Raw genomic sequence first — 16,439 nt, 5'->3', positions numbered from 1 at the left:
TTCGAGTTCTTTCTTGTTCATGCGCATCTGCCTATCCTTAACTCTCATTAGAGTATGGTGTGATAGCCAGTTACACAAAATTAGTTACAGTCTCGTTTTAGTATTTTATGCAGCTTCAGCGTCGTCTTGATTTGCTTCTGCCTTTTTCTTAGCTGGCTTTGGCGTAGGCTTGCGTTTAGCACCCAACGCACAAAGTACATCTTCACGGTTTTGCGCTAAGAACATGGAAAGCTCTTCACGTTGTGCTTCATCAGCAACAACATCGCTTTTACCTAGCAATTCAAACAGTTCATCTGCCATGTCGAGCATTTTGTCGTAGGCATCAGCTTCCGCTTTAGAGGTAAAAGTCATTTTCTCTTCTCCGTTGCGCTCCACCACATATTTGACGATAACGGCCATGGTTAGTCTCTCTTTAATTTGTTCACTGTCTGTTTATACAGTAGAGTGTTAATTAGTGTCTAGTTTAACCTCGATTAGTGTGATGACATTAGAAAAGTTCTCAGATATCTATTACAGAGCAGCAAACCGTAAAGGAACGAACAGCGATCTTGAACAATTGTTGGCTCACCCTCTTTCCTCCCAGGAGCTGCAATCGATCCCTGATGATCGTTGGTTGGCGATGTTTACCATGAAGATCTTTCAGTCTGGTATGAACTGGCAGGTAGTCAGAAATAAATGGCCGGGCTTTGAAGAAGTATTCTGGGGATTTGATATCGAAAAAATGTGCTTAACACCCCCAGAAATGTGGGAAAAAAAGGCCACAAACCCTGCGATCATTCGACACCTTGGCAAGGTGATGACCATTCCCACAAATGCACAAATGATTCAGCGCGCAGCGCGAGAGCATGGCAGCTTTTCTAATTTTATTGCTCAGTGGCCAGCAGACGACATTACGGGTCTTTGGGCGTACCTCAAGAAACACGGTGCACGATTAGGTGGAAACACCGGGCCTTATACGTTGCGTTTGCTGGGGAAAGACACCTTTATACTTTCAGGTGATGTGGAAGGTTACCTACGTGCACAAAAAGTCATTGAAGGTGGACGTGATACACGAAAATCGATCAACGCAACACAAGCGGCGTTTAACCAATGGCAGCAGGAAAGTGGAAGGCCGCTTTGCCAGATTAGCCAGATCATTGCATTTAGCGTTGGAGATAACCGCGTCTAGGTTTAATCGGATACTTGCCAGCGCTGACTAAAAGAGACGAAGCGCGTCAACAGTGGCGAGAAGTGTTTGTCTTTGTGGTGAACGAGCCAGTATTGTCTGCGCAAATCCAGTGGTAATTCCAATAAGCTCAGTCGGTTGTCAGCAACGGCGTGTCGTGCTGCGTGCCTTGATAGGTACGCGAGCCCTAACCCAGCAGATGCACAGTTAATAATGGCTTCTGTGTTTCTAAGTTCAAAGGCCATAGTCCATTCTTCAAGCCGAGGTGCGACTCTCGAAAGAAAGTGCTCCCGCGTTCCTGAACCCGGTTCGCGCAGCACCCATGTGTGATTTTCTAACGCAAATAGCGTCAGTTGCTCGTGCTTGGTGAGCGGATCATCGACGGCACATGCAATACACATTTCATCGGACAACCAGGGTGTCATGACCAAATCGGTTTTATTGAGCAGATGTTTGCTTTCACCTTGGCCTTCAATTAATCCTACATCTAGCTCGAACGCTGCCAGTTGGTCGATGATTGCTTGGCTGTTTGAAATCACTAACTCCTGATCGGTGTGATGTGTTTCCGCCCTGAAATCTCGCAATAGAAAAGGCACCATTTGATTGCCAATGGTATCACTCGCCCCAATGCGTAAATGTCCCGTCAACGTATCATCGTGATCAAGAACCGTTGAAATCTCATGGCTGCGCGTCAGTAGCTCATCCGCTAGAGGAAGCAAGCGACGGCCATGTTCATTGATCATTAATCGATTGTTTACTCGTTCAAAAAGCTTGTGACCAAGGTGCTTTTCGAGTTCCGTCAGCGCCATGCTCACCGCAGGCTTTGAGAGGTATAAAAGCGCAGATGCTGCCGTGATGGTTTTTTCTTGAGCAACGGTAACAAACACGTGTAGCTGGCGAAGTGATACAGACATGCGTTAAGTCAAACTTAAAGTGGGTTTAAAAAGATTCAGATATCCTAAATTATAGTGTCGACCTATCATATTTATGTGTACCACTTCTCAATACGTGAAAATATGATGCGTAGACGACTGACTTTACTTCCAACCCCTATGGCGGGTTTGGCACTTGCCATCGCAAGCCTTGGCTGGTGTTGGGAAAATGCCGCTAACTTTAATGGGTCTGCACAAGCTGCAGGGGCTCTCATTGGCGGTGTCATGCTATTACTGATTGCGGCCAAATTTACCTTATCGCCTAAAGGGCTTTGGCAAGATCTACAACACCCCGTCGTGGGTAGCGTAGTGCCAACCTTTGCTATGGGGTTGATGATTGTTTCAAACTCGCTGGGTGATGTTTCGCCAGTGATGGGGGACGCGTTGTGGCTGGCAGCTGTGGTAGCGCATGTCGTCTTCCTTGGTTCCTTTATCTTTCATCGCGCAAAATCATTTTCTTTAGATCACATGGTCCCTAGCTGGTTTGTGCCGCCTGTTGGTCTTGTGGTTGCAGACGTGGCTTTTTCCGGAAACCCAGCACTACGACCGATTGCTGACGCGATTTTATTGTTCGGTTTGATTGCTTATGCCGTGCTACTTCCTTTGATGGTTTATCGCCTTATTTTCTGTGGTGAGGTTCCTGATGGTGCAAAACCTACCATTGCGATCATGGCAGCGCCAGCGAGTCTCTCGCTAGCGGGTTACCTAACAGTGAGCCAAGCACCATCACCGTTAATCGTTTCAGTGTTGCTGGGTATTGCACTCTTGATGACCGCGGTGATTTACGTGTCTTTTCTAAGGTTGATGCGTTTGCCATTTTCTCCCGGTTACGCCGCCTTCACCTTCCCGATGGTTATCGGTGCGACCGCGTTATATAAAACCGCAGCGTGGATGCAATCCATTGGGGTAGCGTCAGAGTACGTGAATCAAGTCTCTGTGATAGCGTTCATTGAGTTGATCGTGGCGACTGTTGTTGTTGGGTATGTTGCGATGCACTATCGCCGTTTTATTTCTCTTCAATGGAAAGCACCATTGTCGAACGCTTAACTGACCGAGTAATGACAATTGTTTGTAAAAAGCCTGCACCCGCAGGCTTTTTTTGTTTCTGTTATCACGTCAATGACACTTGCTTGAACGCATCAAATTGCACTCTTAAGACCATTCCGCCACAATCTCACCATTATCGCCTTTGAGAGTTGCCCTGTGTTTACTGTTTATCACTCAAATCAGTTGGATCTGCTGAAAAGCCTGTTGGTTGCTTTAGTGCAGCAAAAGCCCCTAGAGAATCCGTTGCAGAAAGAGCTGATCTTGGTTCAAAGCCCCGGTATGGCGCAGTGGCTAAAGCTTGAAATGGCGAAGGAACAAGGCATTGTTGCTAACGTTGAATTCCCGCTCCCTGCCACCTTCATTTGGCAGATGTTCACGCAAGTGTTGGCAGATGTACCGCAGCGAAGCTTTTTCAACAAAGAAGCCATGACGTGGAAGTTGATGAAGGTGCTGCCTGAACAGCTAGATGATCCTGACTTTGCCGAATTGAAACGCTACCTCGAAGGTGATGACGACAAACAAAAGAGTTATCAGCTAGCGGGGAAAATCGCGGATATCTATGACCAATACTTGGTGTATCGCCCTGAGTGGATCAAAGCGTGGGAAAACGAACAAGCGGTGCCAGAGCTCGAAGAAGAAAAACGCTGGCAACCAAAATTGTGGCGATCACTCTATGACTACACCTTGGATCAAGGACAATCGCCTTTTCACCGCGCCAATCTGTACGAAGAGTTTATTGATGCATTGACCGCTCAAGCGAACAAACCTGAAGGACTTTCAGGTATCGATCGCGTGTTCGTGTTTGGTATTTCAGCCTTGCCGCCTCGTTATCTTGATGCGCTGAAAGCCATTGGTGAGCACGTTGATGTGCATTACATGTTTACCAACCCATGCCGCTATTACTGGGGGGACATTCGCGATAAGCGCTATTTGGCAAGACGCGCAGCAATGCTTGAAAACCGCATTAGTCGTGCAACTAATGATGACGCTGAGCCTGCGCAGTTTGCTTTACCGCTTGCTGGGGAAGATGACAGTGCTGAGGTTGGCAACAGCTTACTGGCGTCAATGGGCAAGCTTGGGCGTGACAACTTGCTGCTGATTTCAGAGCTGCAATGCCAGGAAGTGGATCAGGGCTTTGTCGATGTAGCTCGTGACTCACTTCTTCATCACATCCAAGCGGATATTCTTGATCTGCTGGAGCCGGGCAACATACTAGAAACGGCGACCAGTGAGAGTAAACGGGAGATCTCTCCAGAAGACCGTTCCCTCATGATTGAGGTTTGCCATGGCCCGATGCGTGAAGTGGAAGTGTTGCATGATCGACTGCTCGAAATGTTGGAAAGCAATCCATCACTGACGCCACGAGATATCATTGTCATGGTGGCAGACATCAATGCATACAGCCCTGCGATTCAAGCTGTTTTCGGTAATGCACCTGGCGAGCGTTATATTCCCTTTTCGATTTCGGACAGAACGGCGGATCAAGAAAGCCCAATCCTGACGACCTTCTTGCGTCTATTGAGCTTACCTGACAGCCGATGCAGTGCAGCAGAGCTCTTAGAGTTGCTCGAAGTGCCGGCGGTATTGCGTCGATTCGGCTTCGATAACCGCCAATTTGAAAAAGTGAAATTCTGGGTTGAGGAAGCGGGGATTCGCTGGGGGTTGGATGACAACACTGCAGCGCAATTCTCCCTGCCTGACCAACACCAAAACACCTGGTTGTTTGGCTTGAATCGCATGCTTTTAGGCTATGCAATGCCAAGCCAAAGTGGTTTGTTCAATGACGTTTTGGCCTACGATGAGGTTCAAGGTCTTGAAGCGGATGTCGCCGGTAAGCTGGGCGAGTTCTTCCAAATGTTGCTCCATGCCCAAGCGCTGTTGACCAAAGACAAAACAGGGGACGAGTGGGCCATTGCGCTAACCGCGTTGTTTGATGATATTTTCGCGCTTGATGTCGACGAAGAGCTTGCAGGCAAACTCATTCGAGACCAGCTTGATAATTGGCTGACTCAACTGACAGATGCAGGGTTTGCCGACACACTGTCTCTCGCCATTGTTCGTGATTACTTGAAAGAAAAGTTGGGTGGCGAGCGCATCAGTCAGCGCTTCCTTGCTGGGCAAGTTAACTTCTGTACCTTGATGCCAATGCGCTCCATTCCTTTTGGCGTGGTGTGCTTGCTTGGCATGAACGACGGGGATTACCCAAGAACTATCGCACCCGTTGGGTTTGATCTGATGGCGGGGCGTGCTCGCGCGGGTGACCGTTCACGACGCGATGATGACCGCTACCTATTCCTAGAAGCGCTTCAGTCCGCACAGCAGCAACTGTACATCAGTTATGTCGGTCGTTCGGTGCAAGATAACTCCCTCAAAGTCCCCTCCGTGTTGGTCACGGAATTACTGGATTACTGTCGACAAGGGTATTGTGTTGAAGGCGGTCAGGGCTTGCCAGAGGTCTTGTCTGGCGAGCAGTTGCTGTCGCACCTGATTCATCACAATCCTTTGGTGCCATTCAGTAAAGGATCGTTTAATTCACCCCGCGCGAGTTATGCAAGTGAATGGTTACCTGCTGCAAAAGGGGATGGTCAGCAAGCTTCACCATTCTTTGATGCCCAAACCGCTGTTGATGGCCTGCAAGAAAGGGAAGGGGAACTGAATACCTCCGTGATTGAATTGGCAGAGCTGCAGCGCTTTTGGCGTTTGCCGATACAGTATTTCTTTAATCGTCGATTGAAAGTGTTCTTTGAAGCGCCAGAAGGGGCGATGGAAGAGGTTGAGCCTTTCGCGCTTGATAACCTGAACCGTTACCAACTTCGTGATGCCTTGCTGTCACATGTGATTGAGCACGGGCGGGATGAAGATTCGTTAGCACGCTTCTATCAATACCAAAAAGCATCAGGCACGTTGCCACTGAGTCACTTTGGTGAACTCGCGTTAGAAAGCGAGCAAGCGGCAACATTAGCGCAATTCGATACATTAAAACCTTTCCTTGCTGATCGCCGACAGGCCCTTGAGGTGAATGTCAGTATTCCGACCTCGCGCGGCACCGTTCAGCTTCAAGGTTGGCTGGATGAGCGATATCGTGCAGGGCGTATTTTGTATCGGAGTGGCAAAGTCAGAGCGACGGACCGATTAGCCACGTGGATTGATCATTTGTGCCAATGCGCCTCGGGTGAGCAAGTCGATACGCGCTTTTTCGGTGTGGATGACGAAGTTGTCTTTGCGCCTATGTCAGTGGATGAGGCGATCAATCACTTGACGTTTTACATCGAACGTTATTTTGATGGTGCAGATAGGCCATACCCGTACTTACCGAAAACAGCGATGGCCGGTTTACAAGCCTGCATTGATAAGAAGGGACAATGGGTTGATGACGAGGCGGCACGTGAAAAGGCAAAACAGAAAATGCGCAGTGCTTTTCAAAGTGGGTATTTGACCATTGGTGAAGGTGAAAATACCTACATCGCCCGTGTATGGCCTGAAGCGTCTGATGCATTGCTAGATGATGTCTTTGCGCTGGGAATGCAGGTTTTGTTGCCAGTGTTAATGGCTGAGAAAAGAGACGTAGAATAATTCTCAAGAACGGCCTTCGTTGAATGAAACAGGGGCGCTTTGCGCCCCTGTTTTTTCGGTTCAAATACGGGTTAAAAGAACATCATAGGCCAAATGCTAAATACTGAACTTAGCCAGTTGATGCCTTCCTGTATCACTCAGCGTTTTCACTTTGTCGCTCAAGTTCAATGTGTCTTCACTGGCATCACGGTTGTGGTGTGAAATGTCACTGACATTGACCACGCTGCGTGCGACTTCTTGTGATGCAGAAGCTTGCTGTGATGTGGATGCTGCCACTGCCGTATTCATTTGTTCGAGCTCAGTAATAAGGGCAGATAGCGCGGCCAGTTGGGTTTGTGTCTGCTTGGCTTGCTCTAGGCTTTCTGCTGTTTTATCTGTGCCTCGACTCATGATCTTTGCCGCAACCTGAGCACGCTCTTGCAGGGTTTCGATAATCGCGTTTATTTGTGTTGTGGACTCTTTTGTTGAGTGTGCCAATTTACGGACTTCATCAGCGACAACAGCAAAACCGCGACCCGCACTGCCTGCTCGCGCGGCTTCGATGGCAGCATTCAATGCAAGCAAGTTGGTTTGCTCGGAAATGTCATTGATCACCGTAACAACATCGCTGATTTGATCGCTTGAAGCGGCAAGCTCTCGAATATTTTTCTCCGCATCGATGACATCAAGGTTCACCTGTTCAAATTTGTTGAGCGAGGCTAACAAGGCAACTTCTGCTTCTCTCACCAAGTTTTTTGAATGGCGTGTACCATCCTGTGCTTGTAGTGTGCTTGCTTCGACATCTTTAATTGCTGAAGACATTTCCTCCATGGCACTTGCAACGGAATCGAGCTCTTGGCTTTGGTTACGAATGCCATCAGTTGAACGGTTAGCTAGGTCTGCCATGGTGCGACTGTCAGTATCAAGCTGGTTGAGGGTGTGATCGACATTTGTCAGCAGCGATTGAAGTTGCGTGCAGGCTTCATTGAGATGCTGTGCCATCTGCCCCAGTTCATCGTTGCTGTTTACGTTAGCGCGTGCCGTTAACTTACCCAGAGCAACATCATTGAGTGCACGTTGAATCTCTTTGACGGATTTCACCAACATACGAGACAGAAATGTCGATACAAGTATCAGCAATGTTGTGATGGCGAGAGCAAGTAAGGCAGATTTGCTGGCTTCTTGCCAAACGAGCGCTTCCAAGTCATCGACATAAATGCCCGTGCCGATTAAAAGTTGCCAAGGTGCATGGCGCTTCACTGCACTGACTTTTTCCAGTGCCTCTTTTCCGCCGGGCTTTGCAAACCAATAGCTGCTGAAACCACCATCCATTGAGGTGGCAGCGTTGCGCATATCATTCAACACCGCGGAGCCATGACTGTCGCGAAAAATGGAAAAATCCTTGCCAATCCAACTCTTCGCCCCCGCAAGCATGGTGCCGTTTTCATCGACAACAAAGAAATAACCATCTTTGCCGAACTTCAATGATTGTATGGCGGCCATCGCCTTTTCTCGACTCGCGTCCGCGCTATCTGATTGATAGTGAGTGTCGATGATTTGCCAAGCAATATCGACGGTTTGTTTTAGGTTGGTTTTTCTCTCTTGGAGTAAGTCCTTGTGAAGGCTTGAGATTTGGAAAAACGTTAACCCAATAATGCTAATCACCGAGACGGCGGCAATGAGCAGTAATTTATATCGAACCGAAAGATCTGCAATAAACTTCATTCTGTGTATTCGCTATCTGGCAGTGGGAAGTAAAAAACGAGACATGCCAGTGTGCGGATTTTGAGCAATCTATCAATATAGGAACTGTAAGGGTATAGGTGTTTTTGAGTGATATGAATCGCAGCGCTTTTCGACAGTATCAATTTAATCAATGGTTCGCCTAGTTTTCATAACGTGAGGTGTATGGTTTTTAAGTCTGCTGATTTTCATTACAAACCGTCGCAGCATTGATAAAATAATGCTTATCAACTTTAAAGAGCTCGCGTGCATGCCAACTCAAACGCTTCACCCCATGTCTTTTCCTCTACACGGGCAACGTTTAATCGAAGCGTCTGCAGGTACAGGGAAAACCTTTACCATTGCTGGTCTCTATTTGCGGCTGCTACTCGGACATGGGTCGACTGAGACCGCACATCAGACACCACTTAGCGTAGAGAAAATACTGGTAGTGACCTTTACCGAAGCGGCGACGCAGGAATTGCGAGACCGTATTCGATCGCGAATTCATGATGCGCGTTTGGCATTCAGTCGTGGCACGAGTGATGACCCGGTGATCGCCCTTTTGCTTGAAGACGTGCTCGACCATCACTATGCCGAGCGGGTCTTGCTGCAAGCCGAGCGACAAATGGATGAAGCCGCCATTTATACCATCCATGGTTTTTGCCAGCGTATGTTGACGCAAAATGCGTTTGAATCGGGCAGCTTGTTTACCAATGAATTCATCACGGATGAAACGGTATTGCGAGAGCGCGCGGTGGCGGACTTTTGGCGTCGTCAGTTCTATCCGTTAGCGAAGTCTTTGGCGGGTGTAGTGAAAAGCTATTGGGCTGCACCTGCTGTGTTGTTGAAAGACATCGGCACTTATCTCTCAGGGCCTTTGGTCAATATTATGGCCCCTGCTATGCCAGACCATTTGGCGGATTTACATGCCGAAAATATCCTGCGCATTGATGAGGTCAAAACGTGTTGGCGTGAAGCGGCGCCTGACTTAGAAGCGATAATCTCAGGTTCTGGCGTTGATAAGCGCAGCTACAGCAAACGTTCGTTGCCAAATTGGTTAGCGGAAGTGGGGGCGTGGGCAGCCCAGACCACGTCGAATTACGATTTACCAACAAACCTTGAGCGATTTTCCGCCAACACACTGGCAGAGAAAACCAAGAAAGGCGAGGTGCCACAACATACCGTTTTTGATGCCATTGAACGTTTAATGGCCTCCCCGCCGACATTAAAAGATGCACTAACGGCGCATGCTATTCGTGAAGTGAGATTGCTACTGGCGCAAGAAAAGCGTCGATTTGGCTGGTTATCGTTTGATGACTTGCTATCACAGCTCGCAGAAGCGTTGCATCAAGACAGCGACGGCATACTCGCCGAGCGGATCCGCGGCTTGTACCCCGTTGCGATGATTGATGAGTTTCAAGATACGGACCCGCAGCAATACCAAATCTTTAACGACATTTATGATGCCTCGCCGGACTGCGGCTTGTTTATGATCGGGGATCCGAAGCAGGCGATTTATGCATTTCGTGGTGCCGATATTTTCACCTACATTCACGCTCGCCGTCAGGTGTCGGAGCACTACAACCTTTCCACTAACTGGCGTTCAACCGCGGACATGGTGGCAGCGGTCAACCGGGTCTTTGAGCATGCTAATGCCCCGTTTATTTACGAGAATGACATTCCTTTCCTTGAAGTCAGCCATGCACCCAATGCAGATACTAAGCAATGGGTGATGAATGGCGACAAACAAGCGGCGATGACATTTTGGTTAGGCGAAGAGACTGAGCTTCAAACCAAAAGTGATTATGAAGCATCAATGGCGCAAGCAACCGCGGTGAGTATTCACGCCGTTCTTCACGCCGCCATGGATGATCGCGCGCACTTCCAACGTGGTGAGAAAAAAACGCCGATTCAAGCCGGTGACATTGCTGTGCTTGTGAGAACAGGAACAGAGGCCGCGAGAGTCAAGCATGCGCTGGCAAGGTTAGGCATCGCATCCGTCTATCTTTCTAATCGCGACAGCGTGTTTGTGAGCCCGTTAGCGACAGACTTGCAGCGACTTCTTGCTGCCGTGCTGACTCCGGACAATGAACGCGCATTGCGCGCTGCACTTGCCAGTGGACTATTTGCCTTAACGGCGACAGACATCGATGCGCTCAACCACGATGAAAAAGCATGGGAACGTGCCGTGATTGAATTCTCGACGTACCAACATGTTTGGTTCAGTCGCGGTGTATTACCTATGCTGCGTCAGGTCATGCAACGTCGTGGGATTGCGGAACGTCTTTTAAAAGAAGACGGGGGTGAGCGATTACTTACTGACTTATTGCACCTTGGCGAATTGCTGCAGCAAGCGAGCCAAACGCTAGACAGTCACCATGCATTGCTTCGTTGGTTGGCAGATCATATTGATAACCCCAATGGCAATGCTGAAACACAACAAGTGCGCTTGGAGTCAGAGCGCGACTTGGTGCAGATAGTCACGATCCACAAATCGAAAGGTCTGGAATATGATCTGGTTTATCTGCCGTTTGCCTGCAACTTCCGTCCGTCTGATCGTCCTTTCTTTCATGGTGATGACCATGAGCCAGTGTTAGCACTTACTAACCCTGAGCCTGCCATTGAGTTGTCAGATAAAGAGCGTCTCGCGGAAGACTTACGACTGATTTATGTGGCGTTAACCCGCGCAGTATACGGGTGTTTCATCGGTCTTTCTCCGCTGAAAGATGGCCGAAAATCGACAGGTGACACCGGGTTACATAAATCGGCTCTGGGCTATTTACTGCAACGCGGTGAGCCAGCTGATATCGATGGGTTGCACGCATCGGTGAATGCGCTCATTGAGAATCAGTCATTCATGGAAGTGGTGTTACCGCCGAGTGATGACGTTGAGAAGCTGGTCTTTGACGATGGAGATACGCAGGCGTTAGCCGCCCGAACGTTCATCGGCAGCATTCGTCGAAACTGGCGACTCACGAGTTACTCCGGATTGGTTAAGCAGGGTCACACCTCTGCGTTGCCAGAGTTACCCGCTTTCGACCTCGATGCTGTGGACGAAAAAGTGGAGGACACCGAAGAAGTGCTCGAGTCGTTCGCGTCTATTTTTCAGTTTCCGCGAGGGGCGAGACCCGGTACTTTCCTTCATACCTTGTTTGAAAACGTCGAGTTTGGACAAGACATGTATGGCGATGACGTCGCCGACATGATCCGCCATGCCTTGGCACTGGAAAACTATGATGATGACTGGATCCCTGTGCTGCAAAAACTGCTCACTGATGTGGTATCGCAACCACTTGATGATGGCTTAACCTTGTCGCAAGTAAATGAACCTGCAAGGCTGACGGAAATGGAATTCGTGATGCCAGTCGATAGCTTGCAGTGCCACGCGGTGAATCGACATATTCAGCAACATGACCCTTTGTCTGCGCGTGCAGGTGAACTGGGGTTCGAGACCGCCAGCGGCATGCTCAAAGGCTTTATCGATTTGGTGTTTTGCTGGAACGGGCGCTATTACGTGCTCGACTGGAAATCGAATTATCTTGGCGATACGCCCGCGGATTACACCGAAGAAGCACTATCGGAAGCGATGGCGGATCACCGTTACGACTTCCAATACCAAATCTATTCGTTGGCTCTGCACCGTTTCTTGCGTCAGCGACTGCCTGACTACGATATGGAAAAGCACTTTGGTGGGGTTTACTACTTGTTTGTTCGTGGTATCGAAGCGGGCACGCGGCATGGCATTTTCTATACCCAGCCTTCAAAAGCACTGATTGAAGGGTTGGATGCATTGTTTATGGGAGAACGCCATGTTGACGAATAATACGCTGCTTCAAACGCTGTATCAGCGTGGAACACTTCGCGCCATTGATCGCCAGTTCGCGCAGTTTATCGCTCAGCAAATGGGGGATGAGAATTCTTCCGTGGTCGGTTGGGCAGCCTTGGTGAGTTTCGAGCTTGGAAAGGGGAACGTGTGTGTTGACCTGTCGGCACTTGATCCCAGTAAGCTGTTTGATTTGCCTGCTGCAGAATCGACGCAAGTCGCTGCCTTGTTAGAACCTGAAAATGCAGTGGCGTTGTTACAAGGTACACAAGTTGTTGGTGATGGTACCTCGCCAACGCCTCTTGTGCTTGAAGGCTCAAGATTATATTTACATCGCTATTGGCAAGCAGAAAAGCGAGTGGCTGATGAGATAAAGAAACGCGCTGTTAGTATCGATTTATCCGGTGACACCAAGGCGTTTCTTGATGAACTCTTCGCACCCGACATGTCAGATTTGACGGCACGGTATGCCGATTGGGTTGATGCATCGTTGACGTTAGATGCGTTGCAACAAAAGCTGGTGGACACATTGGATATCGTGTTTCCTGACGCCATTAACTTTGCAGAACTTCAACATCAGCTCGCCGCCAAAGCAACAGCGAATACATTGTTTTCTCTTGTGCCTGAGAACGCGCGGTTGAACTGGCAAAAGGTTGCGGCTGCAGCGGCACTAAGTTATCGCTTCTCGGTCATTTCCGGCGGCCCTGGCACAGGGAAAACAACCACGGTTGCCAAACTGCTCGCCGCACTGATTTTTAGTAGCGATAAACCCAATGGCCCTGACATTAAACTGGTTGCCCCGACAGGAAAAGCAGCTAATCGCCTGACAGAGTCGATTGGTAAAGCCGTTGCTGCGTTGCCTGTCGACAAGTCAGTGAGAGAAAAGATCCCTGTTCAAGCGTCAACGATCCACCGCTTACTCGGGGCGATCCCAAACCGCGTTGAGTTTCGTCATCATGAAGGCAACCGCCTTCACCTTGATATCTTGGTGGTGGATGAAGCGTCAATGGTGGATTTACCGCTGATGGCGCGTTTGCTATCGGCGTTGCCCGATCATGCGCGCGTCATTTTACTGGGTGACCGCGATCAGCTTTCCTCGGTCGAAGCCGGCGCTGTGCTGGGGGATATCTGCGCGCAAGCAGATAACCATTACAGCAAAGAGCGAGCGGCATTTTTGTCGGCATTGACTGGGTTTGAGCTATCAACGGCCGATGCCAATCAGTCGGTGGCAGACGGCGTGTGTTTATTGCGTAAGAGCTACCGCTTTCATGCCAAATCAGGTGTTGGTCAGTTGGCTTTTGCGATTAATGACGGCGATGCAAAGCGACTGCACCGTGTGTTGGCGCAAGGCTATGGCGATATCGCGCTGCATGATTTGGATGGTGATGTGTATGCTTCGTCCATTCAATTGGCGGTTGATGGTTATCGAGGGTATCTCACGGCATTGTCAGCAGGCGAGTCGCACCTTGCGGTGATCCAACGTTTCACGCAGGTGCGTTTGCTCTGTGCGTTAGCGGAAGGACCTTTTGGTGTGGCGGGGCTTAACCGTGCCATTGAAAAAGCGCTGGTGGCAAACCGTTTAATTGCACCAGGTGAAGAGCTGTTCTATTCAGGAAGGCCAATCATGGTGACGCAAAATGATCACGGTTTAGGGCTGTATAACGGTGACATCGGGATTGTGGTTAAACAAGAAGATGGTCTGCGTGTGGTATTTGAAATGTCAGATGGCAGCTTGAAAGCCTTTCTGCCGAGCCGACTGCCAGAGCACCAAACCGCGTATGCCATGACAATCCATAAATCCCAAGGGTCGGAGTTTTCACATACTATTTTGGTATTGCCGCCGACACCAACCCCTGTGATGACGCGTGAGCTGGTATACACAGGTGTGACGCGAGCGAAAGACAGGTTGGACATCTATGCCACCCGCGCCAGTTTGGAGCGGGCGGTAAGACGTAAAACACAACGATTTAGCGGGCTGGCAAACGCGCTGCTTGACCATTAAGGTCGAGCGTCAGCACCTTTGAACGGCGTTGCAGATTGTAAAGCTGCTGTTTTGCATCCGGTAATGCCGATACATCGGCTTCTTCAAAACCATGTTCACGGAACCAGTGAATGCTTCGTGTCGTTAGGACGAAGATGGTCTTTAATCCTCGCTGAGAAGCGCGTTGTTGAATGTGGTGGAGTAAACGCGTACCACGTTCACTGTCACGATACTCAGGGTCGACGGCTACGCAGGCCATTTCTGCGCTCAAAGATTCAGGATATGGGTAGAGCGCTGCGCACCCGATAATACGATCATCCCGTTCAATGACAGTAAACAACGGAATTTCTTGTTCCAACTGTTCCCGAGAACGCCGCACGAGGATGCCTTGTTGTTCCAACGGGCGAATCAAATCAAGAATACCGCCAATGTCATCAATCGTCGCTTGGCGCACTTTCTCTGCGCTTTCTGTGACGATTTGCGTGCCGATACCTTCAATCGAAAACAGTTCTTGAATCAACGAGCCATCAACTTTGTAGCTGAGCAAGTGGCTTCGCGTTACGCCTGAACGACATGCCGCCACAGCACCACGCAGAAAACGCACTGTGCCAGAGTTAATGTCACCCGCTTGTTCGCGCTGCTGCAAGATAGATTCAGCTTGGTGAGGGAAAAGCTCAGAGATGACATTGCCGTTCGGGCCAATCACCCCTTGTAGCGAGCAAAAACCGATCAGCTTGTCGGCTTTCAACCGAATCGCGAGCTGTGTTGCAAGTTCTTCTGACGTGAGGTTGAAGCAATCGCCTGTCACCGAACTGGCAACAGGGCCGAGTAGCACAATGGCGTGTTGATCTAGCTGGCGATGAATACCGTCAATGTCGATTCGACGCACTCTTCCGCTGTGGCAATAATCCACACCTTCATCGACGCCGAGAGGTTGTGCGATAACAAAGTTGCCGCTCACAACGTTGATTTGCGCACCGGCCATTGGCGTGTTGTTCAAGCTCATGGATAGGCGCGCCGTGATATCAAGCTGGAGTTGTCCTGCGGCTTGCTTAACGGCCTCGAGTGCGGCGGAGTCAGTGACGCGAATACCGTTATGATATGGCGTTTCCATTCCCATGCGTTCTAGTTGATGGGTAATTTGAGGACGAGCCCCATACACCAGCACCAATCGAATTCCCAAACTATTAAGAAGGGCAATGTCATTGACGATGTTGGCGAAGTTTTCATCCGCAATGGCTTCGCCGCCTAGCATGATCACAATGGTTTTGTTGTGATGCGCATTGACATAGGGGGCTGATTGCCTAAATCCTTTTACAAGTGCTGTACTGCGAAGTTTCAACACCTTACTCCATTTTTATGACTGTTTATGTCCTCATATTGACTAACTATTCCCTGTTTGGCAATAGGCGTGATTCGGGTTCAAACTCTGAATATATGACTTTGAAGGCAATACCAGATTTTTTATAATAGTATTGTTAATAATGCATTTTCTTATTTCTGAGAGTTTTGGCCGTGGGCATAATTGGACAATCTATTGCGCTGTTTGTTGCCCTTGTTGTTAGTGCTGTCATTTTCCTTACTTCAAATGGCGTGCATATTTTTTCCGAGGTGGATGAATCTGCAATCTACGGAGAGTGGGTAGAGCAGGGCGTTGCCCCTTATGCTGCTGACCGTTTTGAAGTACGAAAAGATGGGATCTATATAAAAGGTGCCCGTACCACGAGCTTTTTCGAGTTTACGGGCAGTAAGCTGATTTATACCGTGGGTAACAATACCTACCTTTATACGGTTGAAGACAAGCAAACACTGCAAAGGGAAAAGCCGTATCATTACAGTACGCCTTTTGAAAAGGTACGCTGATACTCAAAGGGGGTTAGTAGTGCGTCGGCAATGAACGCAAGAGTTCAGCCATTGGTGCTATCCCTAATGCAACACGTCTTATTTTATCTGCGGTGTCTTCATTTCCACCCAAACAACGACGAATGCTGTGGTTGATCATTTCATCGGTACTGCCATCACTGGCGAGCGTCCTTATCCATTGATACTCAACGGCATCAGGGTCTAATAGGGTTTTTCTGCCAACTTTTAAGTCCATTTCAAACTCCCTTCTTATTTTAATTTTGTTTAGCTTTTAAGACATTTTTATGTCGGTCATTTAAACGGATGAAAGTTACGTTTTTGTGACAAATTGTTTCAATGCTGAGTCATTGA

General features: G+C 48.9%; 11 protein-coding genes. 6 read left to right on the top strand and 5 right to left on the bottom strand.

The window, feature by feature from the left end; translation table 11 throughout:
- Positions 1-105: 105 nt before the first annotated feature.
- Positions 106-399 carry a YebG family protein gene (locus tag BM082_RS20725; protein WP_017012250.1) on the bottom strand — a complete coding sequence of 98 codons (294 nt, stop codon included), beginning with the start codon at positions 397-399 and terminating at the stop codon, positions 106-108.
- Between the two features lie 82 nt (positions 400-481).
- Between BM082_RS20725 and BM082_RS20720 the strand changes: the two genes are divergently transcribed.
- Positions 482-1,168, top strand: coding sequence for a DNA-3-methyladenine glycosylase I (locus BM082_RS20720; protein WP_017012249.1), 687 nt, complete (start codon positions 482-484; stop codon positions 1,166-1,168).
- A 2-nt stretch (positions 1,169-1,170) separates the two neighbouring features.
- Here the strand turns inward: BM082_RS20720 and BM082_RS20715 are convergent, their stop codons facing one another.
- The gene (locus BM082_RS20715; RefSeq protein WP_017012248.1) at positions 1,171-2,079 is read right to left on the bottom strand and encodes a LysR substrate-binding domain-containing protein; all 909 of its coding nucleotides are present in this window, start codon (positions 2,077-2,079) and stop codon (positions 1,171-1,173) included.
- A 105-nt stretch (positions 2,080-2,184) separates the two neighbouring features.
- On the opposite strand from BM082_RS20715, the gene BM082_RS20710 reads away from it, so the two are divergent.
- Together BM082_RS20710 and recC are read left to right on the top strand one after the other, a co-directional pair.
- Positions 2,185-3,144 carry a TDT family transporter gene (locus BM082_RS20710; protein ID WP_457851776.1) on the top strand — a complete coding sequence of 320 codons (960 nt, stop codon included), beginning with the start codon at positions 2,185-2,187 and terminating at the stop codon, positions 3,142-3,144.
- Between the two features lie 156 nt (positions 3,145-3,300).
- Positions 3,301-6,717, top strand: a complete 3,417-nt coding sequence (gene recC, locus BM082_RS20705) for an exodeoxyribonuclease V subunit gamma (protein WP_074928444.1) — start codon at positions 3,301-3,303, stop codon at positions 6,715-6,717.
- Positions 6,718-6,813: 96 nt separating this feature from the next.
- Here the strand turns inward: recC and BM082_RS20700 are convergent, their stop codons facing one another.
- A complete protein-coding gene (locus tag BM082_RS20700) occupies positions 6,814-8,421 on the bottom strand; it encodes a methyl-accepting chemotaxis protein (protein WP_017012245.1) in 1,608 nt (535 codons plus the stop codon).
- Between the two features lie 268 nt (positions 8,422-8,689).
- Here BM082_RS20700 and recB point away from each other — a divergent pair, with 268 nt between their 5' ends.
- Together recB and recD are read left to right on the top strand one after the other, a co-directional pair.
- Entirely contained in the window at positions 8,690-12,244 is a 3,555-nt protein-coding gene (gene recB, locus BM082_RS20695; protein ID WP_074928446.1) for an exodeoxyribonuclease V subunit beta, read from the top strand.
- Entirely contained in the window at positions 12,231-14,246 is a 2,016-nt protein-coding gene (recD, locus tag BM082_RS20690) for an exodeoxyribonuclease V subunit alpha (RefSeq protein WP_017014299.1), read from the top strand. The genes recB and recD overlap by 14 nt, the downstream gene beginning before the upstream one ends.
- On the opposite strand, the gene argA is transcribed toward recD, so the two are convergent.
- Entirely contained in the window at positions 14,212-15,567 is a 1,356-nt protein-coding gene (gene argA, locus BM082_RS20685) for an amino-acid N-acetyltransferase (protein ID WP_026024753.1), read from the bottom strand. The genes recD and argA overlap by 35 nt on opposite strands.
- Before the next feature lie 173 nt (positions 15,568-15,740).
- On the opposite strand from argA, the gene BM082_RS20680 reads away from it, so the two are divergent.
- Positions 15,741-16,088: a DUF2850 domain-containing protein gene (locus BM082_RS20680; RefSeq protein ID WP_017012241.1), complete on the top strand. Its 348-nt coding sequence runs from the start codon at positions 15,741-15,743 to the stop codon at positions 16,086-16,088.
- A 13-nt stretch (positions 16,089-16,101) separates the two neighbouring features.
- Here the strand turns inward: BM082_RS20680 and BM082_RS20675 are convergent, their stop codons facing one another.
- Complete coding sequence (locus BM082_RS20675) at positions 16,102-16,323, bottom strand: hypothetical protein (RefSeq protein WP_017012240.1); 222 nt, start codon at positions 16,321-16,323, stop codon at positions 16,102-16,104.
- Positions 16,324-16,439: the final 116 nt, after the last annotated feature.

Source organism: Enterovibrio norvegicus DSM 15893 (genome assembly GCF_900115495.1).
Classification (GTDB): domain Bacteria; phylum Pseudomonadota; class Gammaproteobacteria; order Enterobacterales; family Vibrionaceae; genus Enterovibrio; species Enterovibrio norvegicus.
This window is presented reverse-complemented; position numbering and strand designations above follow the sequence as displayed.